Annotated in this window: 10 protein-coding genes and 1 tRNA gene; 2 read left to right on the top strand and 9 right to left on the bottom strand. The window is 62.9% G+C overall.

The features are described 5' to 3' along the window. Positions 1 to 164 precede the first annotated feature (164 nt). Positions 165 to 236 (top strand) — tRNA-Gly (locus tag SZ63_RS09660). Positions 237 to 313: 77 nt separating this feature from the next. On the opposite strand, the gene fae is transcribed toward SZ63_RS09660, so the two are convergent. The 8 genes from fae to SZ63_RS09620 all read right to left on the bottom strand — a co-directional run bounded on the left by fae (position 314) and on the right by SZ63_RS09620 (position 12,288). Then, complete coding sequence (gene fae, locus SZ63_RS09655; RefSeq protein ID WP_048184760.1) at positions 314 to 817, bottom strand: formaldehyde-activating enzyme; 504 nt, start codon at positions 815 to 817, stop codon at positions 314 to 316. Positions 818 to 1,028: 211 nt separating this feature from the next. Then, entirely contained in the window at positions 1,029 to 2,906 is a 1,878-nt protein-coding gene (locus SZ63_RS09650) for a glycosyltransferase family protein (RefSeq protein ID WP_048184757.1), read from the bottom strand. Between the two features lie 7 nt (positions 2,907 to 2,913). Next, on the bottom strand, positions 2,914 to 4,038 hold the full coding sequence (locus SZ63_RS09645) for a glycosyltransferase (RefSeq protein ID WP_048184755.1): 1,125 nt from the start codon (positions 4,036 to 4,038) through the stop codon (positions 2,914 to 2,916). 15 nt (positions 4,039 to 4,053) lie between these two features. After that, the gene (locus SZ63_RS09640) at positions 4,054 to 5,256 is read right to left on the bottom strand and encodes a glycosyltransferase family 4 protein (RefSeq protein WP_048184752.1); all 1,203 of its coding nucleotides are present in this window, start codon (positions 5,254 to 5,256) and stop codon (positions 4,054 to 4,056) included. 198 nt (positions 5,257 to 5,454) lie between these two features. Beyond that, entirely contained in the window at positions 5,455 to 7,941 is a 2,487-nt protein-coding gene (locus tag SZ63_RS09635; RefSeq protein WP_156168467.1) for a CARDB domain-containing protein, read from the bottom strand. Positions 7,942 to 8,385: 444 nt separating this feature from the next. Beyond that, positions 8,386 to 9,528 carry a glycosyltransferase family 4 protein gene (locus tag SZ63_RS09630; RefSeq protein WP_048184750.1) on the bottom strand — a complete coding sequence of 381 codons (1,143 nt, stop codon included), beginning with the start codon at positions 9,526 to 9,528 and terminating at the stop codon, positions 8,386 to 8,388. Beyond that, the gene (locus SZ63_RS12485) at positions 9,525 to 10,991 is read right to left on the bottom strand and encodes a hypothetical protein (protein ID WP_052959127.1); all 1,467 of its coding nucleotides are present in this window, start codon (positions 10,989 to 10,991) and stop codon (positions 9,525 to 9,527) included. Before SZ63_RS12485 ends, SZ63_RS09630 begins: the two co-directional genes overlap by 4 nt. 100 nt (positions 10,992 to 11,091) lie before the next feature. Next, the gene (locus SZ63_RS09620) at positions 11,092 to 12,288 is read right to left on the bottom strand and encodes a radical SAM protein (protein ID WP_048184748.1); all 1,197 of its coding nucleotides are present in this window, start codon (positions 12,286 to 12,288) and stop codon (positions 11,092 to 11,094) included. A gap of 404 nt (positions 12,289 to 12,692) precedes the next feature. Here SZ63_RS09620 and SZ63_RS09615 point away from each other — a divergent pair, with 404 nt between their 5' ends. Beyond that, the gene (locus tag SZ63_RS09615) at positions 12,693 to 13,796 is read left to right on the top strand and encodes an inositol-3-phosphate synthase (protein ID WP_048184744.1); all 1,104 of its coding nucleotides are present in this window, start codon (positions 12,693 to 12,695) and stop codon (positions 13,794 to 13,796) included. A gap of 11 nt (positions 13,797 to 13,807) precedes the next feature. Here SZ63_RS09615 and SZ63_RS09610 read toward each other — a convergent pair whose 3' ends face one another. Further along, positions 13,808 to 14,455 carry a DUF2284 domain-containing protein gene (locus tag SZ63_RS09610; protein WP_048184742.1) on the bottom strand — a complete coding sequence of 216 codons (648 nt, stop codon included), beginning with the start codon at positions 14,453 to 14,455 and terminating at the stop codon, positions 13,808 to 13,810. Positions 14,456 to 14,701: the final 246 nt, after the last annotated feature.

Here is a 14,701-nt window from a genome sequence, read left to right as displayed (position 1 = left end):
GGGGCGGCACGACCGGCCTCCCGCAGGGCCGGCCGTCGGCCCGGAAACATCGCGCGCCATGCGATCCTGCAGGGGCGGCACCGCCCGATCCGGGCCCCGCTTCGATAGGCTTATTAGCCTGAAAAACCCATGTTGTAAGGCACACAGTGCGAAAGCACAGGCGTGCGCCGATAGTGTAGTGGTTATCACTAGGCGTTGCCAACGCCTAAACCCGGGTTCGAGTCCCGGTCGGCGCATCAGAACTTCGGTCTGACCTTTCTTCCAATGTTCCTTTCAGAGCATACCGCCTTTTCTGCAGTACTTGCCGGCAGTTTCACGCAAAGGGATGCTTTGCAGTATCCTTCTGTGCAAGCACCTCGGCAACCGCCGGCTCACCCGCGATCGCCCGGCGGATGGCGGTCTTCGTCGCCTCGTAGTTCCATTCGTGGATCTTCTTCTTGTCCGCCGCATCCCATTCGATGAAGACCGATGCTATGATCAGCAGGTTATCGGCCTCCGACCCGGGAATGATACCTTCCGCAACGCTGTCCACCACGGCCTTCGCGACGGCGGCCTGCGCCGGGCCGAAGATCAGGAGAGCCTGATCCGCGTTCTTGATCGTGACCTTGTTGACCATCAGCGTCGGGGGCTTTGCAGGGATGTTCGGGGTGAGCACGGCAAGAAGCGGCGTGTGCCCCCGTGCAGGCGATGCGAGCGCCGTGACGAATGCCTGCTCCACGCTGCTCCCTTTTTTCCCGATGACCAGATCGACGTGGGCAACCTCCGGCCCTTCGCCGACGAGCGCTTCCCCGATGAGGGCATGTTCGAAATCAACCATAATCCAATACCTCCTGAATCAGGATTACGCCGGTATGGATGTGTGAAGGTAATAAAACGTTGCGGAGAGTGGATCCTGTCCCGAGCGGGGATGCAAGGCAGTCGTTTGGCGTGGTGCGGCTCAGGCTCTCCTGTTCTGCGGAGCGGACTATCCCATGCACGGCCGCCGGAACCGCACCTGCCCCGTTCGCGCATCACCGCCCGCGCCGGCGCTACGGCTCGTTGAAGACGAACAGGCTCGCCGAACCCGAGGCATACACCCTGTCGTAGCCTTCACCGTCGAGCGTTCGTTCCGGATCGTGCGCCAGCCGGAACATCCCGTCGTAGCAGAAGATAGGGCGATCCCGGATGCAGCCCCGGGTCAGAACGGCGTCCGCCCCGTACGGGCGATAGGTTCCTTCGATGAGCATATCGTCGCCCGGCAGGATGAATCCCGGGTCGAAGCTGACATAGTTCTGAACCTGGACGTACCTGTCCGCCCAGACCGGCCCGGTTCGCACGGCGTTCACGGTATCGATCGCCCGCATCTCGGACGTCGTGAACCCTGTTCTCACCGCACTGTTTCCGGAGAAGATAGGGGTGTCGTTGTTTGCGGCCGGGCTTAAAATCATGGCGAAGACCAGGAGGCTGATACCGACGGCAAAAACGACCATCCCGGCCCTCGTCCGGGCCCGGGGGAGACTTCCCACCAGCAGCAGAGACACCGCGAGCGGGACAGAGAGGAGGATCTGCGCGAAGTACCACCACCGGTGCTCGATGAACGAGAGACCCGTGACAAGCGGGAAGAAGCCGAGAGAAAGAAGGACGAGTCCTACCGTCGCGAAGGCAAACCCGTTCCGCTCCCTTCGCGCCACCAGGTAGAGGATGCCGACGAGGCTCAAGGTGAAGAAGAGGAACATGCCGATGTTGTTGAAGACCTGCTCAGAGACCGGCACGAGCCCGGGGTATGCGTCGACGACCGCCGGGTTGCTGACGAAGTAGTCCCGGGAAAATCCCTGCCGGATGAGGTCGAGGAGCACCGCGACGTGCCCCGATACGAAGTACCACCACCCGAGCACGGCAGCCAGGAAGACCGAGGCCATGCCCAGCGTGACGGGATATGCCTTCCGGGCCGTATCTTCGCGGACGAGGTCGTAGAGCCTGCACGCACCCCACGTCAGGAAGAGCACCACCGCCATGCATGCCGCGGTAACTGTGTGGGTCAGGATGATGGCGGCAAGGAAGAAGTACGCGAGATACCGCGCCCGTCCCGGGCTCGTGTAGTTCGTCTTGAAGAGAAGGACGAGGACGAGAACCATGAATACCGCCGCGAAGGCGTTGGGGATCGATGCGGTGCTCATGCCGATCTGCTGGTTCGCGGTGATCAGCATGAGCCCGGCGAGGAGCCCGATCCGCTCGTCGCCGAAGAGCGCCTTCCCGATAAGGTAGGCGCCCAGCGGAAAGACGACGAGCTGCGCCAGACTCACCGAGAGCATCGCCGCGAGCCTGTAGTCGAGCCCGGCCAGAAGCGAGGTTTCGGCAACCTCCAGGTGGAAGAGCGGCATGTAGGTGTACCAGTAACCCCCGGGAACGGCGTGGAAGTTCAGGATGTGCGATGCGAACATGTTATGCCACCAGGGATCCGAACCCAGAACACCGGGAAAGAGCAGGATCTGGGACCATGCGACCGATATCCCGAGGAGAATGATCTGCGGCAGAACCCAGGTGGCTTTTCTGCGGTGCGGCAGGAAGATCTCGAGAGCGACGACGCCGGCCATGAGCCCGGTCAGGATGAAGTAGCCGGGCGGCCGCTCGTAGAGGGAGGCGCGAAGGTGGAGTGCAACGATGCTCAGCGAGTAGAGCGTAAGGAAGAGGACGAGCAGCACGGTGAAGAGACGGTTGCTGCCGGTCTCCCGGGCATCCAACGCCGACCCCGCATGCTCCCTGATACCGAGCCAGAGCAGACAGGAGATGACGGTGAGGACGCCGACGAGGATGAATACCAGGCGGCCGACGGTGAACGCGAGGGCGACGACGAGAGCGATCGAGGCGACGATGCCGAGCCAGGCGAGGATCTTATCCGGATCTTCCCGGAACAGTGCAGGATACATGCCGCGATCACCTCCCAAGACCGTCGATGACGGCCGCAAACTGCGCAGTCGCCCGTTCGCAGGTGATCTCCTCTCTCACGTATTCCCCGGCGGCATCTGCAACAAACTCAAGGTCCGGGCGGTCGAGGACGGCAAGAGCGGAGGCTGCGATTCCTTCCGGCGTGTTTGATTCCAGGATAAAACCGGTCTCACCGTCCCTGACGAAGTCCGGGATGGCGCCCACGGGCGTGGCGAGCACGGGTGTCCCGCACGCCATGGCCTCGATCATGATGTTCGGGAGGCCTTCCGTGTAGGAGGGGAGGACGAGCAGCCTGATACCGTTGAGGCTGCGGGGGAGATCTTCGTGGGGGATCCATCCCGCGAACGTCACCCGTTCCTGGAGCCCGCTGTCCCTGACGAACTCCCGGATCTCCGGGAGGAGAGGGCCGTCCCCACCGATGAAGACGTGTACGTCCGGTCTCCCGGCGGCGATCCGGGGAAGGGCGCGGACAAAATTCCAGACGCCTTTCTCCTCGGCCAGACGCCCGATGTACCCGACGGTTACGGGCCGCTCATCGAGCGGCACCTCAACCCTGAACGCCCCGAAGTCGAGCAGGTGCTCGTGAGCTATCGCGATCTTCTCCCGGTAACGCTCAAGCCCCCAGTGGCCTACGAGAGCGGGAGAGTAGAGGACGATCCTGTCGCAGAGCCTGCAGGTCACCCCGGTGAGTATTCTGGCCGGAAGAAGGAGGCGGTCGCCGGAGGGGGCCATCATGGTGGCGGTATGGCCGGGAAGGGCCATCACGACCTTCTTCCCGAGGAGTCTTGCCGCGGCCATCGGCAGGACGAGAACCTCACCCCCGAAGAAGAAGATCCAGGTATCGGTTCTGTTCTGCCTCGCAATCAGGCGGGTCACTCTTGCCTGTGTCACGACGTTATGGAGAATCCTTGACACCATGTTGCTCCCGGCGGCGTGATCGACCCCGGAGAACCGGACCCGCTCGTCGTTCTCGAAGACCCGCCCGGCATTCCCCGTCACCAGGGCGATCCGCTCCCGGGTAAGGCCCGATAAGATCCCGATGAGGTTGGAGAGCGGGCGTACGCCCGACCTCTCGATCGGAAACGTGAGCAGTCCAACCGTAACCCCTCTCATGGCGATCCTCCCGGGTCACCTCTCCGGGGATGCGCCGGCAGCCGCCGCAGCCCGCCCCCCGTGCCGGCGATGCCTCCTGACGACGTCGCCGTATATCGCGAGATATTTCTCTGCAACGCTCTTCCAGTCATATTCATCAGCTCTGAGCGTTGCCGCCCGGCCCATCCTCTCGCGTGCGGCATCGTCGCCGAGGAGCATGAGGATCTTCTCCCCGAGCCCGACCGCATCTTCGGAGCGGAAGATAAGCCCGGTCACCCCGTCCTCGACGATGTCGGGATGGGACATATCGGACGCGATGACCGGTTTGCCGAACGCCGCGGCCTCGAAGATAGGAGAGGGCTGGCAGTCCCACCGCGACGGAACGACCACCGCCTTGCACCCACGGTAGTAATCATGCTTCTCTTCGTCCGTTACGAACCCGGAGAAGACGACGTTTTCTTCAAGCCCCAGATTGCGTGCAAGCCTCCTGAGTTCCGGTTCCTGAGGCCCCCTCCCCCCGATGCAGACCCTGACCTCCGGGAACGCCTTCACCACACGAGGCAGGGCATCGAGCAGGACGTCGGCACCCTTCAGCCGCGTGAGCGCGTTGACGAAGACGATATCGGGGGCCGGCCCCGGACGGAGGGACGAACCGGACGACCGGAGCTTCCCGACGTCGATGCCCCCGGCGACGACGTGGAGGGGGCCGGTTGCCGGCGTCCGGAGGAGCTCGCCGATCGACGGAGCGCTCACGACGAGTTCGGGGGCGCGGGAGAGCACCCACCGCTCGTTGCGGATGAAGAAAGCGTGGAAGACGTGCGAGAGGGCCTTCTCCAGCGGACGCATGTCCTCACGGTAGTAGACGATCTCTCTCTCGAAGATGCCGAACGCCGTCACGAGAAGGGGGTAGTCGTTCCGGAGGAGCATGCCCGCCGCGGAGCAGGGATACCGGGTGGAGAGCACGTGGACGATATCCGGACGGATGGCCCTGATCGTCCTCACCATCCTCGCGAGCACCAGCGGGTGAACGTACGGGAGGGAGAGCAGGCCGTTGTTCCGCAGAGTATGACAGGTGAACCCGTCTTCCTGCCGTACAGCGTTCGCGCTGCCCATGGTGACGACATGGAGATCGACGTCGCTGCGTCCGGCGAGGTGTGAGACCAGTTCTGCGGCGTAGATATCCGAACCCTGATATGACGTTCTGTCCCCGAACTGCTGGCAGATCAGTGCTATTTTCATAGCATCTTCCCGGTGTTGCATCATGCTTGGAGGAGGTCCCTCAACCGTCCATCCATCCAATGCACGGATGGCAATAGTCCTCATGCCATATATACCTTGAGGAGAGTCCCGTTCCATCCCCGGGTCCGGGACAGGGACCGGATGCCGAAACGGTGCGTTCCGGAGAAAAAGAGGGGGACCGGTGAAGCGTGGGCCGCTTCACAGGGTCAGGGTTGTCGTGCGCCGGTTGTTCTCCTCGTTCGTTTCGGCCATCCGGTCGATGTCGTCAACCCATGCCTGGATGGTGTGCGTCCCGGCGGCCCCCTTCCAGACCGCAGTTCCGCTCGGGCCCCCGTTCGCGGTCACGGTCACCCAGCTGCCCGGCGGGATCGAACGGGTGCAACCGTCGGACCAGACGGTGAGCCTGTCGTCGACGAGGAATGCGACGCCGCTGATGACGCCGGGAGGCGTGGGAGCGGTACCCTGGTTCTTGATCGTTGCGCGGAACGTCACATCGCTTCCCGGAACAGGCTTTGTGGGTTTCCAGGAGATATGGGTCACGACGAGATCGGGCTTCCCGGCCGGTGCCGGCGCCGTCTTCGAGACCGTGATCTCTTCGGAGCGGACATTGTTCGCCTCATTGCTCTCCGGGATCCGGTCGACATCGTCCACGTGGGCTTTCACGGTGTGCGTGCCTTCGACGGCCTTCCAGGTCGCACCGCTTGAGCCGCCGTTCGCGGTCACGGTGACCGACGCACCCGGGGCAAGCGATGCCGTATGGGTGTCGGACCAGACGCCGGGCCCGGCGGCGCCGTCATCGAACATGAAGAGAACGCCGTGCTTCGTGCCCGCTGGCGTGGGACCTGTACCCTGGTTCTTGATCGTGGCCTTGAGCGTCACCACATCCCCGGCGACCGGGCTCGCAGGCTCCCAGGAGACACCGGTCACCACGAGGTCAGGTCTCCCGACGGGTGTCGGTGTCGGGGTGGGGGTGGGCGTCGGTGCAGACTTCATGACCATGATCTGCCCGGTTCTGACGTTGTTCGCCTCGTTCGACTCGACGATCCGGTTGACGTCGTCCACGTGGGCCTGCACGGTGTGGGCGCCCTCGACTGCCGTCCAGAGCGCGCCGGCCGAACCACCGTTCGCGGTCACCGTAACCCAGGCGCCCGGTGCGAGCGAAGCCGTGTGAGCATCGGACCAGACACCGGGCCCGGCGGCGCCGTCATCGAACGTGAAGAGAACGCCGTGTTTCGTGCCCGCGGGCGTCGGGGCGTCGCCCTGGTTCCTGATCGTTGCCTTCATCGTCACCGCGCTCCCCGGTGCCGGACTTGCCGGCTCCCAGGAGATGTCGGTCACCACGAGGTCCGGTTTCCCGGCGGGTGTCGGTGTCAGAGTCGGAGTGGGGGTAGGGGTCGGTGCTCCACCGGAGTACGGCACCACGCTCAGGCGCGACGTATCGACCGACCCCGAGACGGCGACCGGCTGGGCCGCGTCCGACCTGACGGTCCCCGAGAACTGGACGTTCTGGCCGCTCGGGCACGAGACTACGGTACCCGCGCCGCCGTAGGTCTCGATCTCGAACGAGCTCTCCCGGACAGGGTAGCCGGAGACGCCGAAGACGTTGCTCTTCGAGCCGTCGCCCTTCGGGGCGATGAGGGTCAGCCCGTTGGTGGTAATCTTTCCGGCGTTTGCGGCGTAGATCCCGTATCTCCCGGCGTCGCGTGAGGTGCAGTCCTCCACATAAACATTGTCCGTGTAGTCGAACTTGTACCCGATCTCGGAGCCCGTGTCGCTACAGCCGTAAAGTTTGGTGTAGGACAACGGGTACCAGACCGCAAAACCGGCTTTCCGGTTCTTCTCCGCGGTGCAGTTGATAAGGGTCATATCGCCGTGAAGCCAGAACCCGGCGCCGAAGAGGGCGCCGTACATGTCCTCGTCAGGCCCGTTGTAGTAGTTGTCGGGCTTCACGCCGTTGTTCTTCGAGACACAGTCCCGCAGGACGATGTTCTTCTTGCTCGGCGCCGCCTCGACGATGAAACCCGCCTCCCAGTTGCCCTCCGCATAGCAGCGGACGACCTCGCAGTCCTCGATGTTGGCGTTCTCTGCAAGCTGGAACCCGCACGTCCACTGGCCGTGCGGAGCAAACCGGCTGTCGCGGCCGCAGTTGATCGCCTCGCAGTCGATATAGCGGATGTTTCTGATCGTCTTTACGGAACCGTCTCCGTCGCTCTGCCATCCGTGCCTTCCGCAATCGACGGCCCTGCAGTTGACGAACTCGATATCCTCCATGACGTCGCTTGAGACCCAGAGCGTGAACGCTCCGCCCCACCGGGAGTTGTCGACCGTCGCCGTGACGTTGTGAACCTTCACGCGGTCGCAGTTCTGGATGAAGATCGCGCCGGTTCCGGTGGTCTTGAAGTCACGGAGTACGAAGTTCTCTTTCCCCTGGCACTGCATAAGGCCGGAGGACCACTTGAGCCATGTGGCGTCGGGCCCCTGTCCTTCGAGGACTACATTGCTCGGGATGTTCAGGTTTCCGCTGAGGTGAAACGTGCCTTCGGTCAGGGTGACCGTGCCGCCGGCGTTGAGCGCATTCTGGATCTCGATCTGGTCGGCGGTGCCGTCGCAGACGTAATCCGCCTGTGCCTTCGACTGGGCGGAACTGTCGCCTGCCGCAACGACCAGGGCGCTGCCGGCCTGCACAATGCACCCTATCGCAACGCATCCCAAAAGGAGCGTCAGCACCCTCCGGTAGATGGTCGGGCTTTTGCTGGTTTTTCGCTGAAATCTACTGCCAAAAGAGCTCAAGTACTTACCTCCTTGAGTTGCAGGCTGAAGCACGCGTGCTCCAGCATCTGATGTATAAATAAATTATGTTATATATACAATTTCATTTTTTATTATCGCTTTATTCTCAATATTTCGAGAAAATCCAGATTTAAAATTGAAATAAACATCCATAACCAGAGTTAATCGACATTAAGATTCAGGATAGGTTTTAATTAAAAAGTCCGCAGGAATCATGCCGGGACGGCTGCCAGCCATTCCGTGAACGCTACATATTCGGCACTCACACAGAATGACGGTGCGGCAGCGAGAGCCCCGGTGCAACCCCGGCCAGGCGCGCGGGATAAAACATGAGAGCGTTCAGGGGGTCATCTGCTCGTAGAGCCGCTCGTATGCGAGCACGACCTTATCCCAGGTGTAGTTCGACCGCACAAACGCCTGCCCCCTCTCCGAGAGCCGCCGGCAACGTTCGGGATCGCCGAGGAGCCCCGTGACGGCACGGGCCAGCGCGTGCTCGTCATGGGGAGGGACCAGGACGGCATGGTCGCCGAAGTTGTCCCGGAGGCAGGGGAGATCGGTCGTGACGACCGGCAGGCCGAAGAACATGGCCTCCAGTATCACCGTGGGCATCCCTTCCGAAAGGGAGGGGAGAACGTAGAGATCCGAGGAGCGGTACGCCGAAACCAGGTCGCGGAAACTCACCTTCCCGGGGAACCTGACGTGATCCTCGATACCGTAACCGCGGGCAAGTTCCCGTGCCGGATCGAGGTAATCCCCGCCCCCGGCAAAGAAAAAGACCGGAGCGCTCCCGTTCTGCCCGTTCACAACCAGGCTTGCCGCCCGCACGAGCACATCGACCCCTTTTCTCGTCGAGATCTGCCCGACAAAGAGCACTCTCTTCCTCCCGTTGAGCCGGTAGCCTTCCTCGAACCGGCCCGTATCCCCGTCCATGTGCGGTAGAAAGTCTGCCGGGCAGATTGCGTTCGGGATGACGGCGATTCTCTCCTTCTCAACGCCGAATGTCGAGACGTACTCCGCATCCGACGGCGAGAGCGCAACAACCCGATCGATTTCGTTCACCAGCCGGCGCTCGACCGTCCTGCGGTAGAGTGCCACGACCAGGTCCTTGAGGGGGCTGCCGAAGAGGTGCTGGCCGTGGTGCGTCAGAACCGTCGGCACGCCATATCTCCGCCGGGCAAAAGCCGCCCCCAGTGCGGCGCAACTGTAGGCGTTGTGGGCGTGCAGGACGTCGGCTTCCGCGAGTTCCCCGCCAAGCCTGAAGAACGAAGGCACGAACGGATCGTTGAAGGGGCGTGCCAGGCAGGTGCTGCGCTTTACCGTGACCCCGTCGTCGGTCTCGACCGGCCGGCCGGCCGGTACGTTCGCGGTCAGGACGGTGACCTCGTGGCCCCGGTCGGCAAGCGCCCTGCTCAGGTTATGGACATACCGCTCGATCCCCCCGGTGTGCGGGGGGTAGTAGGGAGTGACCTGAACAATCCTCATAAGAACACCGTGATAATCCTCAGCAGAAGGCACTTCAGCCCGCCTGCACAGTTTCGGCCCGGATCTTCCTGCCCGGCCAGGATCTCAAGCCCGCCGGTATCGACACCGTCGCCCCGCTTGACGACCACCGGCTCCGGGTGATCCGTCCGGATAACGCCCGTGAATACGATGTCGCGGCACCCCTCGCCATAGATTGTGCGGATGTCGCCGCCGCTTCTTCCGACGATGTCGAACCGGCTGGCGACGACCGGGTGTGCAACAGTGCCGAAGAACGCACCGTTCCCGTTGACGCCTCCGGGGTCGATCATCTGCAGGTTCTTCGTCGCGATGTTCTCCGCCTCGAGCGCATAGACCGCGTACGCCCCTGCGTTCCGGCTGGTGCAGTCCTCCAGATAGGTATCACGCGTATCGACCAGCCGGAACCCCACCGCCGACCCGTCGTCGGTGCAGTTGTAGAGACTGACGCCCGGGCCCACGGAGAAGCCCGCGTTCCCGTTGCCTTCGGAGACACAGCCATAAAGCGTGGTTTCTCCCTGCACCCAGTACCCGGAGCCGAAATGAAGGCCGTGAGTGTTCTCCGACGGGTTGTAGAAACCGTCCGACTTCTGGCCGTTGTAGCGGCTTATGCAGTTCTCGAAGACCAGGTTTGTAACCTCTGGGGCATCTTCGATATGAAACCCGGACTCGAACGAGCCCTCGGCCACGCAGCCGACGAGAGCCGCATCCGCGAGGTCGTTGTTCTCCGCTACGGCAAAGCCGGTCGTCCACTCCCCGTACGGGGAGAACCTCGAATACCGTCCGGAGTTGACGGCCTCGCAGTCGATGTAGCGGATATCCCGGATAAGCCTCGGGGACCCCTCGCCGTCGTTCATGAACCCCATCCTTCCGCAGTCGACGGCCCTGCAGTTGACGAACTCGATATCCTCCATGACGTCGTTAGAGGCCCAGAGCGTGAACGCCCCGCCCCACCGGGAGTTGTCGACCGTCGCCGTGACGTTGTGAACCTTCACGCGGTCGCAGTTGTAGATGAAGATCGCGCCGGTTCCGGTGGTCGTGAAGTCACGGAGCAGGATCTCCTGCACCCCCCGGCACTGCATAAAGCCGGCGGACCACTCGAGCCGGGTGGCATCGGCCCCCTGTCCTTCGAGAACCGCGTTGCCCGGGACGTTCAGGTTTCCACTGAGGTAGAACGTGCCTTCGGCCAGGGCGACCGTGCCGCCGGCGCTGCCGAGGGCGTTGAGCGCATGCTGGATCTCGATCTGGTCGGCGGTGCCGTCGCAGAGATAATCCGCGGCTTCTTTCGACTCTCCCGGGCTGTCGTGTGCGGCGATCAGGATGGCGCCATCCCCGGGAGCCGGGGAGGTATGGTCGTTGCCGCCCGGATCAAGCCATCCGAAGACCATCATGCCCGCGCAGATCACGAGTACCGCGAGGAATCCGCCATATACCACGTTCCGAATCATGCGACTTCCATCTCCTGAAAGGCGGTTCTGCGATGCGGTTACGGCCGCCTCCTGCCGGATCGACGCAGGGCCGCGGACAGATTCCCGCCGTCTCCATCCGCTATATGCAGTTCCTTGCGAACCGGCTGAGCAGGCGTTCGGCCCGTGCCTCCTTGACCTCATCGGGAACCTGGTCCGGGAGGCGGGAGGCGGGAACGATCGGTCTCGGGGAGAACCTGAAGATATGGAGTTCGTCGAGCCGGAACGGGGGATCGAGGAGAGCCAGCGTCGCGGCAAAATCCTCCTCCGTCTCGGTCGGGAACCCCACCATGAACTGTGTGTTCAGCCGGATATCGGGATGATTCCGATGAATATCCAGCATCAGCGCCCTCCACTGCCCGGCGGTGTAGTGCCGGCCCATGAGTTTCAGGATCCGATCGCTCCCCGACTGCACGGGGGACATCACCATCTCGATCTTTCCCGAATCAAAGGCGGGCACCATGCCGTCGTAGATCGTCTCGAGGTGGTGCGGTTCGATCTGGTTGAGGAGGAACGAGCAGTTGCCCGACGGATCGGCGCCAAGCATCTCGTCGAGAAGGTCGGGAAGGCGGCAGCCGATATCGACGCCGTAACTCCCGAGATCCGTTGCAACGAGCGAGAAACGGGCGTATCCCTGCCCCATCGCGCTCCGGAGCTCGGAGACGACGTTTTCAATCGGGCGGCTGTGAATGGTGTTCCCGAACGCCGGACGTTCGCTGCAGTAGGTGCAGTGTCCGGTACATCCGACTGCAATGGGAATATAGTATATCGGCGAATGGTTCACCCTCCGTGGGCTGAAAAGGTCCACCCCGCGCTTATAGAGGAGGAGCGCACGAGTAACGAGATCGGTGCCGCTGCAGCCGTGGATGCTGGGCGCGGCCATGGTTGCCAGCTCGTTCTCGGCAGCCGAATGATCGATCGCGTCCAGAGAGATGCCGTTTGAGCCCGGGATGGAGGTGAAGAAATCGGTATCCAGCGGGCCGACGAGCGGGCCGTCGTAGATCCCCGCGAACGCCTGCGGGTTCTGTTTTGCAAGGCATCCCCATACGACAAGTTCGGCACCCGGCTGCATCTTCCCCTTGAGTTCCCTGACGATGTCCAGGGAATGGCTCTCCTTCTCGTTGGTCAGCCCGCAGGCATAGAAGAGAACGGTATCTGCATCGCTTATCTCCTGGGTCACCCGAACATCCCGGGTATGGGCGCCCAGATACCTCTCGACGAGTTTTGTCCTGAGTTGCCCCTCGACGCACCCGTTGGTGCAGAGGAATATTCTGGTCATAGGCTACCGCGAAAGCCCCTATAGTAGGGGGCCCATATAAACCTTTTGCCGGCGGGGGCGTGATCTCAACATCCCTCAACGAATTTAGGGAGACGACATATCTCCCATATCCCGGAGGCACCCGGAGGCACCCGGAGGCAACTCATCGAGATTCGGCCGCCGTACCATCACTCCGTACGCACCAAACAGGTACGGCCGGGGGCCGGGCCGCACGGAACGCCGTCGCGCCTGGAGGGATCATCCATGACCGTCGGATGCCTCCCAAACCATACCCTTATATTTCCTGCTCCGTATTATACCCAAAAAAGCAACCTGGAGGGGGTTGCACCGTCTCAACCTGTGCCCGGCGCACCCGCCTGAAGAGGGGTGTTTCGGGCGCGTACCGGATTTATCAGGGGGCTGTCGTGGACTCGATCAGGATTGCAATCGTGGGCGTCGGGAACTGTGCCAGTTCACTGTTACAGGGGATCGAGTACTACCGGAGGAAGAGCGAGAAGGACGCAATCGGACTGATGCACTGGGACCTCGGCGGCTACCGGCCGTCCGACATCGAGGTGGCTGCGGCGTTCGATATCGATGCGAGGAAGGTCGGAAAGGACGTCTCGGAAGCCATCTTCGCCCCCCCGAACTGCACCACGGCCTTCTGCCCCGGGATGCCGAAAACCGGTGTCGCCGTCCGGATGGGGCGGGTGCTGGACGGGTTTCCCGGGCACATGCTGAACTACAGGGAGGAGTGCAGGTTCATGCTCGCCGAAGAGGCGGAGGCGTCGCGCGAGGACGTCGTCCGGACACTCGAGGATTCGGGTGCCGAGATCCTGCTCAACTACCTCCCCGTGGGTTCGGAGGAGGCCGCACGGTTCTACGCCGATTGTGCGCTGGAGGCGGGCGTCGGCCTCGTCAACAACATGCCGGTCTTCATCGCGAGTGATCCGGCCTGGGCAGCGAGATTTCGCGAACACGGCCTTCCGATCATCGGCGACGACGTCAAGGCCCAGCTCGGGGCGACGATCACCCACCGCGTTCTCGCGAACCTCTTCCGGCAACGGGGAGTGAGGCTTGACCGGACCTACCAGCTGAACACCGGCGGCAACACCGACTTTTTGAACATGCTCAACCGCGACCGCCTCGCCTCGAAGAGGACGTCGAAGACCGAAGCGGTGCAGTCTGTCCTCGAAGTGCCTCTCGACGACGATAACATCCACATCGGCCCGAGCGATTACGTCTGCTGGCAGAAGGACAACAAGGTCTGCTTTCTCAGAATGGAAGGACGGCTGTTCGGGGACGTTCCCATGCAGATCGAACTCCGTCTCTCCGTCGAGGACTCGCCCAACTCCGCAGGGATCGTCATCGACGCCATCCGGTGCTGCAGGCTCGCTCTCGACAGGGGCATCGGCGGCCCGCTCATATCCCCCTCCGCCTACTTCATGAAGCACCCGCCGGTGCAGGTCAGGGACGACGACGCCTGCCGTATGATCGAGGAGTTCATCCAGGGCGCCCGGGACGACTGAAGGGCGGCACGTCACTCGATGAGGACGAGGCCTACCGAGGTGATGTTGCCGTGCTCGATCTTGCCGTACCCGAGGTCGCGGCAGGGGACGACGTGCAGGTCCCACCCGACTCTCCGGGCGGTGGAGAAGACGTCGATCCCGGCGCCCTCCATCGTCGGGCGGACGAGGTCCATATGCCGGCAGAGCCTCCGGATGCTCTCGTCGACGACCCCTTCGTGCTCTTCGGCGACGCAGTGCAGGTGCTCGCAGTAGATGCAGGGGTATCCCCCGAACCCGAAGGCCTTCGGGAAATCGTCATAAAAAGCCGTCTTCTCGAGGAGGTGCACCGTCGAGTTCACCCAGAGGATGAGGTCGCGGAAGAACGGGTGGAAGTCGAGCGGTATCTCGTCGGGTCTGAGGTCGGGGTGGCCGGGGATGCCCTCGAACCGCAGAAGGAGGGCGGTGCCGTACTCGGCGAGCAGCCGCTCTGTCTCTGTGGGGGTGGGGGCGTAGGGCGGGCAGGACATGTGTTTTCCGTAGCCCTTGCACCCGAACCGGCACTTGAACCGCACCCACTCCGCGACGACGACATCGTGGGCCGCTATCCGCCGCGCTTCCGCACCGCGCTCCCGTGCGAGGGAGGAGAGTTTCGCGATCTCCTCTTCAAGTTCGCTTCTCACCGCGCTTCACCTCGATGAGGGGTATCTACCGGCTCCGGGTATTTATGGGTAGCGCGGGGGAGAGGGGGTTCCGGCGGGGTGTATGGTGGATGGGTAGGAAGTGACCGGAAGCATGGACGCGGCGGCACTGTGAGCACGAGCGTGAAAAGGCATTAGGGTTCCTGCCACGGTTGATGTGACAACCAAAGCGAGGACAAAGCCCGATGCAGTGGACCGTGGGGATATCGCGCCTGGGGGGTGGGGACA

This window comes from Methanoculleus sediminis, from assembly GCF_001017125.1.
Taxonomy (GTDB): Archaea; Halobacteriota; Methanomicrobia; order Methanomicrobiales; family Methanoculleaceae; genus Methanoculleus; species Methanoculleus sediminis.
This window is presented reverse-complemented; position numbering and strand designations above follow the sequence as displayed.